The organism is Xylanimonas oleitrophica, assembly GCF_003244315.1.
Lineage (GTDB): Bacteria > Actinomycetota > Actinomycetes > Actinomycetales > Cellulomonadaceae > Xylanimonas_A > Xylanimonas_A oleitrophica.
In genome coordinates this window covers 146,428-160,489 of record NZ_QKWH01000003.1, presented here as the reverse complement: position 1 = coordinate 160,489, position 14,062 = coordinate 146,428, and the positions used below count along the sequence as shown (strand labels likewise).

General features: G+C 75.2%; 13 protein-coding genes. 7 read left to right on the top strand and 6 right to left on the bottom strand.

Annotated features, from left to right (window positions below):
• Nucleotides 1-20: 20 nt before the first annotated feature.
• From DNL40_RS06385 to DNL40_RS06365, 5 genes are all read right to left on the bottom strand, one after another.
• Nucleotides 21-1,040: an ABC transporter substrate-binding protein gene (locus DNL40_RS06385; RefSeq protein WP_111250413.1), complete on the bottom strand. Its 1,020-nt coding sequence runs from the start codon at nucleotides 1,038-1,040 to the stop codon at nucleotides 21-23.
• Nucleotides 1,037-1,828: an ABC transporter ATP-binding protein gene (locus DNL40_RS06380; protein ID WP_111250412.1), complete on the bottom strand. Its 792-nt coding sequence runs from the start codon at nucleotides 1,826-1,828 to the stop codon at nucleotides 1,037-1,039. The genes DNL40_RS06385 and DNL40_RS06380 overlap by 4 nt, the downstream gene beginning before the upstream one ends.
• On the bottom strand, nucleotides 1,825-2,874 hold the full coding sequence (locus tag DNL40_RS06375) for a FecCD family ABC transporter permease (protein ID WP_245885718.1): 1,050 nt from the start codon (nucleotides 2,872-2,874) through the stop codon (nucleotides 1,825-1,827). Before DNL40_RS06375 ends, DNL40_RS06380 begins: the two co-directional genes overlap by 4 nt.
• Before the next feature lie 74 nt (nucleotides 2,875-2,948).
• Nucleotides 2,949-4,469 (bottom strand): prolyl oligopeptidase family serine peptidase, encoded by a 1,521-nt coding sequence (locus DNL40_RS06370; RefSeq protein WP_179950970.1) that lies wholly within the window; start codon nucleotides 4,467-4,469, stop codon nucleotides 2,949-2,951.
• A gap of 149 nt (nucleotides 4,470-4,618) precedes the next feature.
• On the bottom strand, nucleotides 4,619-5,821 hold the full coding sequence (locus tag DNL40_RS06365) for a hypothetical protein (protein ID WP_111250409.1): 1,203 nt from the start codon (nucleotides 5,819-5,821) through the stop codon (nucleotides 4,619-4,621).
• A gap of 106 nt (nucleotides 5,822-5,927) precedes the next feature.
• On the opposite strand from DNL40_RS06365, the gene amiA reads away from it, so the two are divergent.
• The 7 genes from amiA to DNL40_RS16890 all read left to right on the top strand — a co-directional run bounded on the left by amiA (nucleotide 5,928) and on the right by DNL40_RS16890 (nucleotide 13,609).
• Nucleotides 5,928-6,026 (top strand): streptamidine family RiPP, encoded by a 99-nt coding sequence (gene amiA / locus DNL40_RS16720; RefSeq protein WP_245885716.1) that lies wholly within the window; start codon nucleotides 5,928-5,930, stop codon nucleotides 6,024-6,026.
• Between the two features lie 143 nt (nucleotides 6,027-6,169).
• Complete coding sequence (locus tag DNL40_RS06360) at nucleotides 6,170-6,949, top strand: hypothetical protein (RefSeq protein ID WP_111250408.1); 780 nt, start codon at nucleotides 6,170-6,172, stop codon at nucleotides 6,947-6,949.
• On the top strand, nucleotides 6,946-7,929 hold the full coding sequence (locus DNL40_RS06355; protein ID WP_111250407.1) for a CocE/NonD family hydrolase: 984 nt from the start codon (nucleotides 6,946-6,948) through the stop codon (nucleotides 7,927-7,929). Before DNL40_RS06360 ends, DNL40_RS06355 begins: the two co-directional genes overlap by 4 nt.
• Nucleotides 7,926-9,332 (top strand): YcaO-like family protein, encoded by a 1,407-nt coding sequence (locus DNL40_RS06350; protein ID WP_245885715.1) that lies wholly within the window; start codon nucleotides 7,926-7,928, stop codon nucleotides 9,330-9,332. The genes DNL40_RS06355 and DNL40_RS06350 overlap by 4 nt, the downstream gene beginning before the upstream one ends.
• Before the next feature lie 13 nt (nucleotides 9,333-9,345).
• Nucleotides 9,346-10,320, top strand: coding sequence for a nitroreductase family protein (locus tag DNL40_RS06345; RefSeq protein ID WP_111250406.1), 975 nt, complete (start codon nucleotides 9,346-9,348; stop codon nucleotides 10,318-10,320).
• Nucleotides 10,320-11,984 carry an ABC transporter ATP-binding protein/permease gene (locus DNL40_RS06340; protein ID WP_111250405.1) on the top strand — a complete coding sequence of 555 codons (1,665 nt, stop codon included), beginning with the start codon at nucleotides 10,320-10,322 and terminating at the stop codon, nucleotides 11,982-11,984. Before DNL40_RS06345 ends, DNL40_RS06340 begins: the two co-directional genes overlap by 1 nt.
• Nucleotides 11,981-13,609, top strand: coding sequence for an ATP-binding cassette domain-containing protein (locus DNL40_RS16890; RefSeq protein ID WP_111250404.1), 1,629 nt, complete (start codon nucleotides 11,981-11,983; stop codon nucleotides 13,607-13,609). Before DNL40_RS06340 ends, DNL40_RS16890 begins: the two co-directional genes overlap by 4 nt.
• A 69-nt stretch (nucleotides 13,610-13,678) precedes the next feature.
• Here DNL40_RS16890 and DNL40_RS06330 read toward each other — a convergent pair whose 3' ends face one another.
• Entirely contained in the window at nucleotides 13,679-14,023 is a 345-nt protein-coding gene (locus DNL40_RS06330; protein ID WP_111250403.1) for a hypothetical protein, read from the bottom strand.
• Between the last annotated feature and the right edge of the window lie 39 nt (nucleotides 14,024-14,062).

Here is a 14,062-nt window from a genome sequence, read left to right as displayed (position 1 = left end):
GAGGGCCGCTCCCCGGACCGTCAGAACGCGTCGGGGTGCAGCGCCTCGGCGATCGTGCGGACGGCGGTGACGTTACCGAGCGTCCCGGGGAACGTGTCGGGGGTGCGGAGCGCGACCAGGCGGTCCTCCTTCACCGCCGTGACGTCGGGAAAGGTCTGCCGCAGGTACTCGCGGACACGCGCCTCCTCGGCCTGGTCACGGACGGCGAACACGATGGCGTCCGGGTTGCGTGCGGCGACCTCCTCAGGCGAGATGATCGCGGAGAAGAACTGCTCGAACAGCTTCTCTTCCGGGTTGAAGACGTTGTCGCCGCCGGCACGGGCGATCATGTCGTACTCGACACCCGCGCCGATGGCGGCGAGCGTCTTGCCCTCGACGTAGAGCTGGGCGACGCTCGGGCGGGGCCGGTCGGCGACAGCCTCGTCGACGGCCTGGAGGTCGGCCCGCGCCTCAGCGGCGAGGTCCTCGGCCGCCCCGGTGACCCCGAAGATGCGGCCCAGGGCGTCGATGTCCGTGAACAGGTCGGTGACCTCGCCGGTCGCGCGCCGTTCCGAGCAGCCGCCGGCAGCCACGTAGGTGACAGCACCCGCCTGGGCGAGCTGGTCGATCGTGGCGAATCCCTGCTCAGCGGTGAACTCGTACTCGGTGGGCGCCACGACGGCGTCGGGGTGCACCTCGAGGAGCGTCTCGCGGGCCGGCGGCGTGGACGTGCTGAGCACGGGCACGTCTGTGACCTGCGGCGCGACGTCGTTGGGGAGCTCGTGCATGTCGGTCTGCGCCTGCCCGGCGAGACGGTCGGCGAGGCCGAGTCGCACGAGAAGCTCGGTCTGTGCGGGACTGAGACCCACGATCCGCTCCGGGGCGGAGTCGACGGTCAGGGTGCGCCCGCAGTTCTCGACGGTGACGGGATAGCCGTCGGCGGCAGCCGTTCCCCCGCCGGCGCCGGCCGCTGTGACGGCTGATCCACAGGCGGTCAGAGCTGCAAGGGCGCCGAGAGCCAGAGCGGCCGGCGCGGTCCGTCGCAGGAGTGTGGTGTTCATCGGTTCCTCTCGGGTTCGTGCACGGAGGGTCCGCGCAGGAGCAGGTGCGTGGTGCCGGTGACCGGGTGGACGACCGGGGTGGCCTCGACGCCGAAGACGTCGCGGACGAGCGCGGGGGTGAGCACGTCGGCCGGAGCCCCGTGGGCAGCGACCCTCCCCCGGTGGAGCACCACGACGCGGTCGCAGAACGACAGCGCCAGGTCGAGGTCGTGGAGGGCGATCACCGTGGTCAGGCCCAGGCCTGCGACGGTGCGCATGAGCTCGAAGCGGTAGGAGACGTCGAGGTGGTTGGTGGGCTCGTCGAGCAGCAGGGCGTCGGCCTCCTGCGCGATGGAGCGCGCGAGCAGGGTGCGCTGACGCTCTCCGCCCGAGAGCCGGTGCACCGGTCGGTCGGCCAGGTGGGCGACGCCTGCGAGCGCCATGGCGCGATCGACGTGCCACCAGTCGCGGTCGTCGTCATGGCCCAGGCTGCCCCGGTGGGGAGTGCGCCCGAGCAGGACGCTCTCGGCGACGGTGAGCCCGAACTCGTCGGGCGGCTCCTGGGCCATGACAGCGACGCGGCGGGCCACCTGCCGCCGACTGAGGGTCGCGATATCCGTGCCGTCGAGGAGCACGCGCCCCGCTGTGGGGCGCAGGGCTCCGAAGCAGGCACGCAGGAGGGACGACTTGCCGCTGCCGTTCGCACCGAGGAGACCGAGGACCTGACCGGGTTCCGCCGCCACGCGGGCGTCGGTGACGACTTCACGGCTGCCGCGGACGAGAGTGACGCCGTCGAGCTCGATCTTCATCGCGACATCCCCTGCTCGTCGGCGGAGCGGCCTCGCATGAGCCAGAGGAAGAACGGCACGCCGATGAAGGCGGTGATGATGCCGAGCGGTACCTCGGCCGGGGCGGAGACGGTCCGCGCGGCGAGGTCTGCCGTGCACAGGAACAGGGCTCCGCCCGTCACGGCGACCGGCACCAGGCGACGGTGGTCGGCGCCGACGAGCACCCGCGCGACGTGCGGCACCACGAGGCCGACGAACCCGATCCCGCCGGCGACGGCCACCACGGTGCCGGTGAGCAGGGAGGCGGTGAGCAGCAGCACCGTGCGCAGTGCGTTGACCGAGACGCCGAGCGCGGTCGCGGTCTCGTCCCCGACCTGGAGCGCGTTGACCGACCGGCCGGTGACGGTCACGACGACCAGGGCGACGACGAGGGCGAGCGCCGGCGCCGCGAGGTCGCTCATGGTGGCCGCGGAGACGGACCCGAGCAGGAAGAACATGACGCTGAAGACGTTCTGCGCCTCGGTGGTGATGGTCAGGTAGCTGGTGACGGCGCTGAAGAACGTGCCGAGCGCGACCCCGGTGAGGACGAGGCGCTGGGGCGCGATCCGGCCGTCCTTGTACGCCACGAGGAACACGGCCGCGGTGGCGACGGCCGCACCGGTGAACGCGGCGGTGCCGATCGCGGCGTCGGCTGCGGCCCCGAGGACGACGACGCTGACGGCGCCCACGCCGGCCCCGGAGGAGACACCCAGGATGGCGGGCTCGGCGAGCGGGTTGCGCACGACGGCCTGGATCAGGACGCCGGCGAGGCTGAGGGCGGCGCCGGCGAGGGCGGCCAGGAGCGCACGCGGCAGACGGAACTGCCACACGACCTGGTCCTGGAGGGGCGTGTAAGTGCCGTCGCTCATCCAGGGCATGCCCGGCACGAGGTGCCCCAGCACGAGCCTGGCGGCGTCAGCGGGGCGAAGGTCGACGGTCCCGGCGGACGCCGCGACGGCTACGACACCGGCCAGGGCGACGAGTGCGACAGCGGTCAGGAGCCGGGCACGGCGGGCGCTGCGTGCCACGCTCCGTGGCCGCGGCGACCGCCTGCTGGGAAGGGCTGGTGCGGACCGCGGCACCGCCCGGGTCTCGGTCGAGGTCATGGTGCTCCTGTGCTGTCGAGGGCGAAGTCGAGGACGGAGGCGGAGAAGTCGTGGACGTCGTCGAGAAGGTTGCTGCCGTGGCCCATCCGGGGCAGGTGTCGGCGCACCACGCGCGCGCCCCGTGCCGAGAGGAGGGCGGCGAGCCGGTCGGACGACCCCCGGTCGACCCGGGAGTCTTCGGCGAAGGTGGTCAGCAGGAAGCGGGGCCACCCTGTCCCGGGGTGACGGCGAGCACGCTGGAACGGCGAGTAGTCGTCCATGGCGGCGGCGACGGCCGGGTCGTCAGGGTCCCCGAGCTCCTGTTCCCAGTGGTGGCCCGCGGGATGCTCCGCGAACCGGTGCGGGTCAAGGGGCGCTGCCGTGCACGCGACACCGGCGACCAGGCCGGGCACCGCCAGCGCCGCCGAAGCGGCGACGAGCCCACCGAGCGAGGCACCGGCGAGCACGGTGCGCCCGGGCGCTGCGAGGCCGCTGCGGGTCAGCTCGCGCACGACCGCGACCGCGTCGGCGACGGTACGGCTCTTGGCCGCCCCCTGACCGCTGCGGTGCCACTCGGTCCCGGCACCGCCTCCCCCGCGCAGCCGAGCGGTGACGTGCAGGCCTCCGAGCGCACGCCACGCGGCCACCGAGGGCTCGAAGACGGGCAGGTCTACCAGGCCGAACCCGCCGTAGACCTCGACGAGGACAGGGCCACCCGGGTCTCCCGTGACCACCAGCTCGACCGCGGCCCCGTCGTCGGCGACGACGGGCACCAGGCGGGAGCCGGCGCGGCCGGGCACTGGCGCGGACAGCTCGTCGACGGTCACCACTCGCGGTGGCACGGCGGGGGCCTCCACACGTACCCAGGCCGTGCCGTCTGCCCACGCCAGGCCGGTCACGGTGTGCACGTGGTCCGCCGACGAGACCGCCACGGACCCGACGGGGCCGAGCCTGCCGGCCGCGTCCGCCAGCCGCACGACGGCGGAGTGCCCCCCGCGCACCACGTGCAGCACGCCCCCGAGGGGCGTCGCCTGAGCGTGCACGGGCACCCCGTCGAGAGCGTCGAGCGACAGCCGTCCGGCCACGTGCGCTCCCGGCCCGCGCAGGAGGAGCAGCTCCCGGTCGGTGACGGCGAGCGCGACGCCGTCGGCGCTCGAGATGCTGCGCACCCTCGGAAGCAGGGCGACGGTGGTGCCGTCCGGCTCCATCAGGCGCGTGCGGTCATCGCGGGTGAGGGCGACCAGCAGGCGTCCGCCCAGGCGCAGAGGCAGCGCACGCTCTCCTGGCGCGGGCCGGAGCAGGATCTCCGGTGCACCGGTACGGGAGACAGCGACGACGCGGCCCTGGGCGTCGACGAGCACGAGAGCGTCACCCGACCACACGGGCCGGCAGTGACGGACCACGAGGCCGGGCACCTCGGTCGGTTCGCCGGGGCCGGTGTCGACCAGCACGACGCGGCCCTGCTCCGTGCCGTCGTCGCAGAGCTCGAGGGCCACCGTGTCTCGGCCAGGCGCGACGGCGACGGACTGGATGCGCACGCCGGGGTCGTGGCAGAGCCGCCCGTCGGCGGTGAGGAGCACAGGCGACCGGTCTCCGGGGCGCCCTCCCAGCCGGTAACCGCCCAGCGGGAGCCCGGGCCGTGCTACGGACTCGGCCCGCCGCAGTGCCTCGTGCACCGCGGCGCGCGTCACCGACCGACCCCGTCGACGTGACCGACCGGCGGGTGCAGGGCGGCGAGGTGACCGCCCTCGTCGAGGGGAGTTCCGGTGCGGAAGGTCGCCTCGACACCCCCGGGGCCGACGACGTGCAGCTCACCGTCCCCGCCACGGGTGACAGCCGCACGATCGGGTCCGACCAGCGCGAGTGCCCGCCGTTGGGCGCTCCGGCCGTCGACCGTGTCCCACGGTGTCGCCCCGGGACGGGGGGCGGCGGACATCGAGGGCAGCGGTGTCTCGCGCAGGCGACCGTGGTCGAGCAGGACGAGCCGGTCTCCGTCGGGGTGGACGACGCTCCACCCGACGGTCCCCCGGTGCACGTCGGGCCGGAAGACGAGCCCTTCCCCTGTCGCGGTGACGTCGACGTCACCGTCGAGAGACCAGCGTGCGACATGGTTCGTCCAGGTGTGCCAGCGGGTGGGGTCGGGGGCACCCCCGCGCAGCGAGCCCACGATGACGCCTTCGGCGGGGTCGAGCCGGAGGAAGTAGGCGCGCCCCGGGACGGGCCAGGGCCAGGTCTCGAGCCTCTCGAGGTGCCCGCCCCTGACACGCAGCCGCTCGATGCCCGCCTCCGTGGCCAGGTGCACCATGCCGGTGCGTTGGTCGGCGGCGTCGCCGTGCCCGAGGTCGCCAGTCAGGGGCACGGTCTCACCACGGACGGCGGGGCAGTGGGGGCCGGCCGCGAGGATCGTCGATAGAGGGATCGCCTCGGCCTCCCCGGGCTGCCGGTGGCGCAGGACGACGAACAGCTCTCCCGTCGCCGTGTCCGGCACGACCGCGACCCCAGGTTCGCCGGTGCGCACCCGGACACGGACGGCGGTGGTGCCGTCCGGGTCGGCGAGGTCGACCACGGTGACGAGGTCGCTCCAGGGCTCCCACGAGGCCCCCATGCCTGTCGTGGCCACGACGTACCGGCCGCTCGCGTCGCAGGCCAGGTGCTCTGCGGGGATCGCGACCGGGACCCGCCTGGCCCCGGCGTCGTCGAGGACGACGAGCGTCCCGAGCGCGTCGTCGGCGAAGACGGCACGGGCACCGCCGGGCGCCCCGGCCGGAAGCCTCAGCACCCCGGCGTGCTCGGCGAGCGTCGCCGCCCCGGAGACGAGCGGGGAGCCGGTGCCGTCGAGCACCGACCAGCTGCCCGCGCGGTGGTCCGCGAGGAGGAGCGGGATGTCCATGGTCCCGGACTCTACTAGAAACGATAATCGTTCTCATATACGGTCGTCCTGCCTGCACCCCGCGGGTCCCGGCAGCGCCGGGTCGATCGATCTGAGAGGAACACCGATGAACGACGCAGTCGTGAGCGAGATCCAGGAGACCGAGCAGCTGGCGCACCTCTCGGCCTCGCACTCCAACGCGCTCGTCGAGAACCCCTTCGACTGAGCCACCGGCGGCGACCTGAGCGTCGACCGCCCACCGGGGCGTGCCGGCCCGCGTGCGGGCCGGCACGCCCTCCCTCGTCCGCCACACCGCACGCAGGTCCGAGACCAGAGCAGTCCACGAGACGAGAGCAGACCAGGAGAACCATGAAGCCCAGGCACGGCTGGCGCCCGCTCCTCGGCACGGGCGAGGTGCGACTCACCGGCGAACGCCCCGCCCTGCGCACCCGCGGTGGCCGCTTCCTGCGCCTGCACGACGTACCCGCACCCGCCCCCGTGGCCCGCACCCGCTACCTGCACCGGGTCCGCCAGGCGGTGCTCGCGCTCGAGGAGGCCGAGCACGCCCGACGCTGGCCGCCTGGCCGCCGGCGCGTCCTCGTGCTCGGCCACGATCGCCTCGCCCGTGCGCTGACCGCCGCCCTGCGCGGTGCCGGGGCCGACGTGCGCCGCAGCACCGCTCGCGCCGGGACAGCCCTCCTCACGTCCGTCGACGTCGTCGTCGACGTGCGCGACACTCCGCACCGCCCCGAGGAGGACTCCGCCCTCGACCCGCTCCCCTCCACCGGCACGGCTCTTCTGCGCGGACGCCGCGAAGGGGCGCGCATGCTCCTGTACCCCCTGGCCGTCGACGGCACGGAGGCCACCGCGGACCAGGTACGCCGACGGCGGCTGGCCGCGTCCCCTGCCGCCTCCGAGCTGGCCTCGTGGCTGGCCCGCCCACACCGTCGGCGGAGGCTGCGCGCCGCGGCGGTGAGCCTGACCGTCGCTCGCTGTCTCGCCGTCCTGGAGGACTGGGCCGCCGGGCGACCCGCGGTCGCGGAGCACCGCCGCCTGCTGCGCACCATCGGCGAGGACCTGCGCGAGACCACGCATACCGTGCTCGGCTTCGACGAACCCGCTCCTCACCCCCAGGGCGGCCGGCGATGACCCGCCCCATCGCAGAGAGCCCCTTCTCCGTGACGGCGCCAGACGGGGCCGTCCTCGGCGGCACCCTCGTGCACGCTCACGGCCCCGCCCACGGGGTCGTGGTGCTGCGCACGCCGTACGACGCCGACCAGCATCTCCCGCAGGCCCGGTCGCTCGCGCGCCGCGGCCTGGACTGCCTCGTCCAGGACGTACGAGGCCGGTACTCCTCCACGGGCGACTGGGCGCCGTACGTCGGGGAGGCGGAGGACGGCGTGGTCACACTCGACACCCTGCACCACCACGGGGTGCGCGGGCCGGTCGTCGCGTACGGCGCCTCGTACGCGGCCCACGCCGCGCTCGAGCTCGCCCGCGCCGACCGTCGGGTCCGCAAGGTGGTGGCCATGGTGCCCGCCCTCGGGCTGCACGAGACTGCCTATGCGCCCGACGGAACCCCACAGCACCTCGACCGGCTCGGCTGGTGGGCCGTGCACGGGTCCGGGCGCCAGGACCACCCGCCGCTGCCCCCTGCCGTGCTGCACGAAGCCGCTCACCGCGCCCGCCGTGAGGGACCTGTCGCGGCCGCACGACGGCTCGGCTGGGACGGCCACCGCCTCGACGCGTTCCGACGCCTGTGGCAAGCGCCCGCGCTCGACCTCTCGCGCTACGCCGACGCGAGCGCCGAGCTCTTGGTGGTCACCGGCGACCACGACTCGTTCGACGGGTACGCACGACGGCTGGCTGCCGCCTGGGGCACTCGCTCCGGTGCCACCAGGGCCGTCGTCAGCGGCCCCTGGGGCCATGACCTCGGGATCTCCACCCCTGACCACGCCCTGCGCGACACCCTCGCGACAGCAGGGTCGCCCGGCGAAGCCGCCGCACGGTGGATGACCGGTGGCACGACCCCCGCGCCGGGCACCGAGCTTCGCCTCGACATCGACTCTCGCTCCTGGCAGGTCCTCCCCCTGCCGTCCGCCCCGAGCACCATGGAGGCCCACGGGTGACCACGACCCTGCCCCCGCTGGACGTCGAGCGCCTCGTCGACGGCGAGACCGGCATCGTCCGCCGTGTCCGCGAGGTGCTGCGTCCAGAACGCGCGCCGCACCGCTACACCTCGCTCACCGCCGAGGTCTCCGACGCCCGCTGGCTCGGGGACTGGCCCGCCGACAGGGTCTCCCTCGGCACCACGTTCGGAGACGTCGCCGGCGCCCGCGTCGCCGCGATCGCCGAAGGCGTCGAGCGCTACTGCGGCAACTTCCTCCCCGAGCGGCTCGACCCCGCCCGGCACCGCATCGCCACGGCCGCCGAGCTGCGCGCCGAGGGTCTGCCCGTCGTCGACCTCCACGACCTGCCACGGTGGTCTCCCGAGCAGCTGAGCCGCGGCGACTTCCCGTACCGAGAGCTGGCCGACGACGTCGCCACGCTGTGGACGCGCTGCCGCGAGCAGGTCACCGACGGGTACCGGGACGACCCGGACCCGTCCACCGACGTCTGGCTGCCCCATGCCCTCGTCGGACTCAACTGGCGCCAGCGACGCTTCGCTCACCTCGACCGTGTCTTCCACCTCAACTACGCAGGCATCGCCACCGGCCAGGGAGCCGCCGACGCCCACGAGCGCGGGCTCCTCGAGGTCGTCGAGCGAGACGCCCTGGAGGTCTGGTGGCACCACGGCGGCCCCGCCCGGGGCATCGACCCCGGCTCCGTGCCCGGCCTCGCCGAAGATCTCGCGGGTGCGCCTCTGGACGTGCACCTCGTCCAGATGCCCACCGACCTCGCCCCCGCCATGGCGGCGCTCGTGCGCGACCCGGAGACGGGTGTCCACGCCGCTGGGTTCTCCTCGGCGCTCGACCCGGTCCGGGCGGTGCGCAAGGCCGTCCTGGAAGCCGTCCACACCTGGATCTACACGCTCGGGTGCGTCGACTCCGACGGGTGGGTCTTCCGGGCTGTCGAGGCCGGCCTCATGGCACCGGGGCTGTATCTCGATCATCGAGCCGACCGCCGTTACCTGGACTCGGCGGGCGCGAGCTTCCGTCACGTCCGTGACCTCGGCGCCCACGTGCAGGTCTGGCTCGACCCGCGCGTGCACCACCTCGCCGAGCGGTTCACCGCACCGGTGCACGGCACCGTCCCCGTCCAGGAGGTCGCGCCTGGCGACGTCGCGCGGCTGCGGCAGCGGCTCCACGAGGACGGACACCGGGTGATCACCCACGACCTGACCACACGGGACGTCGCACAGACCTCCCTGCGTGTGGTGCGGACCCTCGTCACCGGCCTGGTGCCCAACGCGCCGGCGGCCTTCCGCTACCTGGGCATGCCGCGCTTCGCCGACGCCGCTCGCTCCCGGGGCTGGGCACCCGCGGACCCCGCAGCCGACCCGCTGGCGCTGTGCCCGCCGCCCCACATGTGACCGGAGGACCGAGATGACCCTGCTCGACACCGCCTTCGCGCCCGCACCGCCAGGAGAACCGCTCCCGCCCGGCCCTCGGCACAACGACTGGCCTGGCGAGCCCGCCGGCGCCGGCGCTCCCGTGGCCGCGCTCGTCCACCTGCTGTGGCGGGCACGCGGACGGCACGTGCGCGACGACGGCACCCCCACGTCCGTGCCACGACGGGCCGTGCCCTCGGCGGGCGGGACCTACCCCGTGCAGTGGCACGTCGTCGTCCCGCCCGGCGCGCGGGAGCAGCTCCCGCCGGGCCGCTACGTCTACGACCCGGCGCGCGAGGAGCTCGTCCGGCGAGCCCCGGCCCCCGCCACCGGGCACCACGTCGTGCTCGTGCTCACCGTGCAGCCGGGGCGCACCTTCGGCCGCTACCAGCACCGGTCCTGGCCGCTGTGGGTCGCCGACACGGCCTACGCCCTCGAGGCCGTGCGCGCCCTGGTCCCGGACGCCGTGCTGCCCTCGGACTGGTCGAGCATGCCGGCCGCCCGCCACCTGGTGGGTGTCCCGGCCGCCCGGGACACCACCTGGTGGCTCGACCGCGGACTCGTCCCGGAGATCGCGCTCGCGCGGATCGAGCTGCCGCCCGCCTGGGAGCGCGACGCACGTGCCGTGGCCGGGCTCGAGGCGCGCCGCAGCCCGGACCGGGCGCGGTTCCTGGCTCGCCGCCCCGCGTGCGCCGCGGCGGTCGCGCAGGCCGCCGAGGCGGCCAGGCAGAGCGGCCAGGCGTGGGTGCTCGGGGCCGACCGCGTCCTGACGTGGGCCCGTCCCGGGCGGGTCTGCGCCGCCGCCTACCCGCACCTGTGGAACGTCCACCGCCAGGCGGCGCGCCTGACCTACCACCTCGCCCGTGCCGGGCACGCGGCACGCGCCGTCTCAGGCTTCACCGAGGAACCCTCCGCGGGAGCCGCGCCGCTGCTGCACGCCGTCGCCGTGCTGAGAGGAACCGCACCGTGATGGTCGACCCGCTGCTCCTGCGCGCATCCACCCAGAACCGCCGTGCGGCCCTGCTGACGGCAGCGCTGCAGACCACCGCCACCGCCAGCCACCTCCCCCAGGCGTGGGCCCTCGCCCACGGCCTGGCGGCCGGCGTCGCCGGGGACACGGACGGCGCCGTGCGAGCCGCCGTCGCCGTCGCCGGCATCACGACCGCCCGCTGGCTGCTCACCTGGGCGCAGGCGCGCGCGGCCGCCCGGCTCGGCGAGGCGGTGCGGACCCGTGTGCGCGACCAGGCGCTGCGAGGCGCACTCGTGCCAGCAGCCCTCCACGACCCCGGTCGTCGCGACGGTGCCCTGCGAGCGGCCCTGGTCGACGGCGTGGACGGCGTCGACGCGTACGTCACCCGCTACCTGCCGGCGGTGGCCCAGGCCGTGCTCCTCGTCCCCACCGTGACCGTGCTGCTCACGCTCGTCCACCCTCTCGCTGGCCTGCTCGCCGGCACCGCCGCCTTCACGGCGCTCCTCGCACCGCTGCTCTGGAAGCGGCTCGTGCGCCGGCACAGCGACGCCCACTGGGACACCTACGAGAACCTGGGTTCTGACCTCCTGGAGTCGTTGCAGGGCATGACGTCCCTGCGCCTGCTCGGCCGGGTGGAGCGCACCCGTCGCCGCATCGCCGTGCGCACCGAGGCGCTGCACCGGGCGACCGTGCGGGCCATGCGCACGTCGCTGCTCGACACCGCCCTCGTCGACCTCGCCGTCCAGGGCGGTACCGTCGCCGCCGTCGGCGTCGCGCTGGTGAGCGGGGCCGGCGGGACGGGAGGGCCTCCGGCCGAGCTGTACCTGACGCTCATGCTCGTCAGCGAGACGTTCCGTCCGGTCCGTGAGCTGTCCCGGGCCTGGCACGCCGGCTACCTCGGCGTCTCCGCGGTCCCCGCTCTGCGAGCGCTCGGCGTCGGCCGCGAGCCTGACCGCGGCGCCGGCACCGGCACCGGCTCGCCCGGCGATCACTCGGCGCCCCGCTCGGCACCGCTCGAGCTCCAGGACCTCCGCTTCGCCTACCCGGGCACGCGCGCCCCCGTCCTCGACGGCGTCACGGCGACGTTCGGCCCGGGCGCGGTCACCGCCGTCGTCGGGCCCAGCGGAGCCGGCAAGAGCACCCTCCTGGACCTCGTCCTCGGGCACCTGACCCCGACGTCGGGGCGCCTGCACCGCGGAGGCCGCCCCGTGAAGCCGTCGGACGTCGCCGTCGTGTCCCAGCGGCCGGTGCTGTTCGAGGGCACCGTGCGAGAGAACCTGCTGGTGGCACGGCCGGACGCGACCGACCACGACCTGTGGGCGGCGTGCGTCGCCGCCGGCATCGACGAGGAGGTGCGCCGCCTGCCCGCAGGGCTCGACTCGCGGGTCGCGGCCGCCGGCGCGAGCCTGTCCGGCGGCCAGCGCCAACGGCTGGCGCTCGCCCGCGCCGTGCTCTCCGACCGCCCGGTGCTGCTCGCCGACGAACCGACCAGCGCGCTCGATGCCGCGGCCGCCGCGACCGTCACCACCACCCTCGCCCGCGTGGCGACCGACCGTGTCGTGGTGGTGGTCGCACACCGCGAGGAGTCGCTCGACGGCGTCGGCACGGTCCTCGAGCTGGTCGACGGCCGCCTCGCCCCCGTGCTCGACAGGAGCCCCGCATGAGCGCGCCAGCCCGGCCCCTGGCCGCCCTGGTGGACCACCTGCGCACGGAGCGGCGTGCCATCACCGCGACCGTCGTGCTCGTCTGCGTGAGCCTCCTGTGCCTCACCACCATCTCGGTGCTGCTCGCTGCCGCCGTCGGCCACGTCGCCGTGCTCCGCCAGGCACCACCGGCGTGGCTGTGGCCGCTCCTGGCCGGCCTCGTGCTGCTGCGGGCCCTGCTCACGTGGGGCGAGATGGACGCCTCTCACTCCCTGGCCTTCCGCGTCCTGGCCCGCCTCCGGGTCGCCCTGTTCGACCGCTACGCCGTCGCGTTCCCCGCACGGAGCCGCGAGAACCACGGCCGTGCGGCAGCGACCGCCATGACCGACACCGAGAGGCTCGAGTTCTTCTACGCGCACACCGTGGCCCAGCTCCTGGCCGCCGTGGTCAACGCCGCGCTCGGGCTGACCGTCCTCGTCCTGCTCGACGCAGGCGTCGCGGCCGTCGTCGCGGTGGCGCTGACCGCCGTGACCGCGACGGTGCCGATGGGCCGGCACCGCCTCGACCGGCTGGGCGGTGAGGTCGTCACGGCGACCGGCACGTTGTCCGACCACGTCGTCGACGTGCTCGGCAGCCTGCGCGAGGTGCTGGGGTACGGCCTGCACGAGCCCGTCCGGCGCCAGGTCGCACAGACGGGCGCACGGGCCGCCAGAGCCGCCGGCGCCCTCGAGACCACCCACCGGCTCCTGGCCGGGTCCCGGGAGGCGATCGTCACCCTCGCCGCCGTCGGCGTGCTCGTCACCGCCTTCGCCGGCGACGTCGCACCCCAGCACGTCGCCGCCCTCGTCGTCCTCGCCCTGGCCACCGTCGCACCCGTCGCCGACGCCGCCGCCACCTGGGCGCAGCTGCCGTCCCTGCGAGCCTCGGCCGCACGCGTCGGCACCGAGCTCGCTCGCCCGGCCGTCGTCGAGCCGGCGGCGCGCCCCGCGCCCCTGCCGGAGGGCCCGCTCGGGCTGGCGCTGCGCGACGTCGGCTTCCGCTATGCCGACCGGTGGGTGCTGCGCGGCCTGGACCTCGAGGTGGCTCCCGGCGAGCACGTGGGCCTGCGCGGCCCCTCCGGCGTCGGCAAGTCCACCGTCGTCGCGCTGGCCGGGCGGCTCTGGGACCCTGACCTCGGAACGGTCGAGCTGACCGGGGCCGGGGGTGCCGTGCCGCTCACCGCGCTCGACGAGGCGGACCTGCGGGCCGCTGTCGGTGTCGTCGAGCAAGACGGTCGGCTCTTCGCCGGGACCGTCGCCGAGGAGCTCACCGCTGGCAGCGACGCGTCGTGGGCCGATGCGGTGGACCTGCTGGAGCGCCTGGACCTGGCCGACGCCCTCGGGCCCGACGACCAGCTCGGCGAGGCCGGCGTCCGTCTCAGCGGCGGTCAGCAGGCCCGGCTCCGCCTCGTCCGCGCCCTCCTGCGCCGTCCTCGGGTGCTCGTCCTCGACGAGCCCACCGCCGACCTCGACGCCGCGGCCGCCGCCCGCGTCTCCGAGGTGCTGAGGGCGCTGCCCGCGACGCTGCTCGTCGTCTCCCATCGGGAGGAGACGCTCGCGACCATGGACAGGGTCGTCACCCTCACGCCTCCTCCAGAGGCCCGCTGAGCCCTGGGCGCGGCCGCCGACCCCGAGGCTGGGCTGCTCTCCCGGTGATGCGTGCCCTCCGCCGAGCCGTCACCTCCCCACCTTCCAGAGGCGCCGGTACGTCAGCCAGGGCAACGACCGTCGCGCTGCTCGCCGGAGCTGCCGGAGCACCGACAGAAGCTCCGCGGACCGCACAGGGTCCGGGCTCCCGTCGGGGTGTGCGAGATACCGGTCGCCGATCGTGCCGTGGCCGCCGCGGAGCTCCCGCACCACGTCGGCCCACAGCTGGCGCTCCCGCGCGGCGCCCGGGCCGGCGGCCAGCTCCCGCGCCAGGCCCTGGATCCGCTCCGACTTCTCCTGTTCGCCGAGCTCGTCGCACCACGAGGCGAGGCGCCGCAGCAGCAGCGCCCCGTCGGCACGCGTCTCCCGCCTCACGGCAGCGATCCTCGACCCTCAGCGCGGCTCACAGCACAC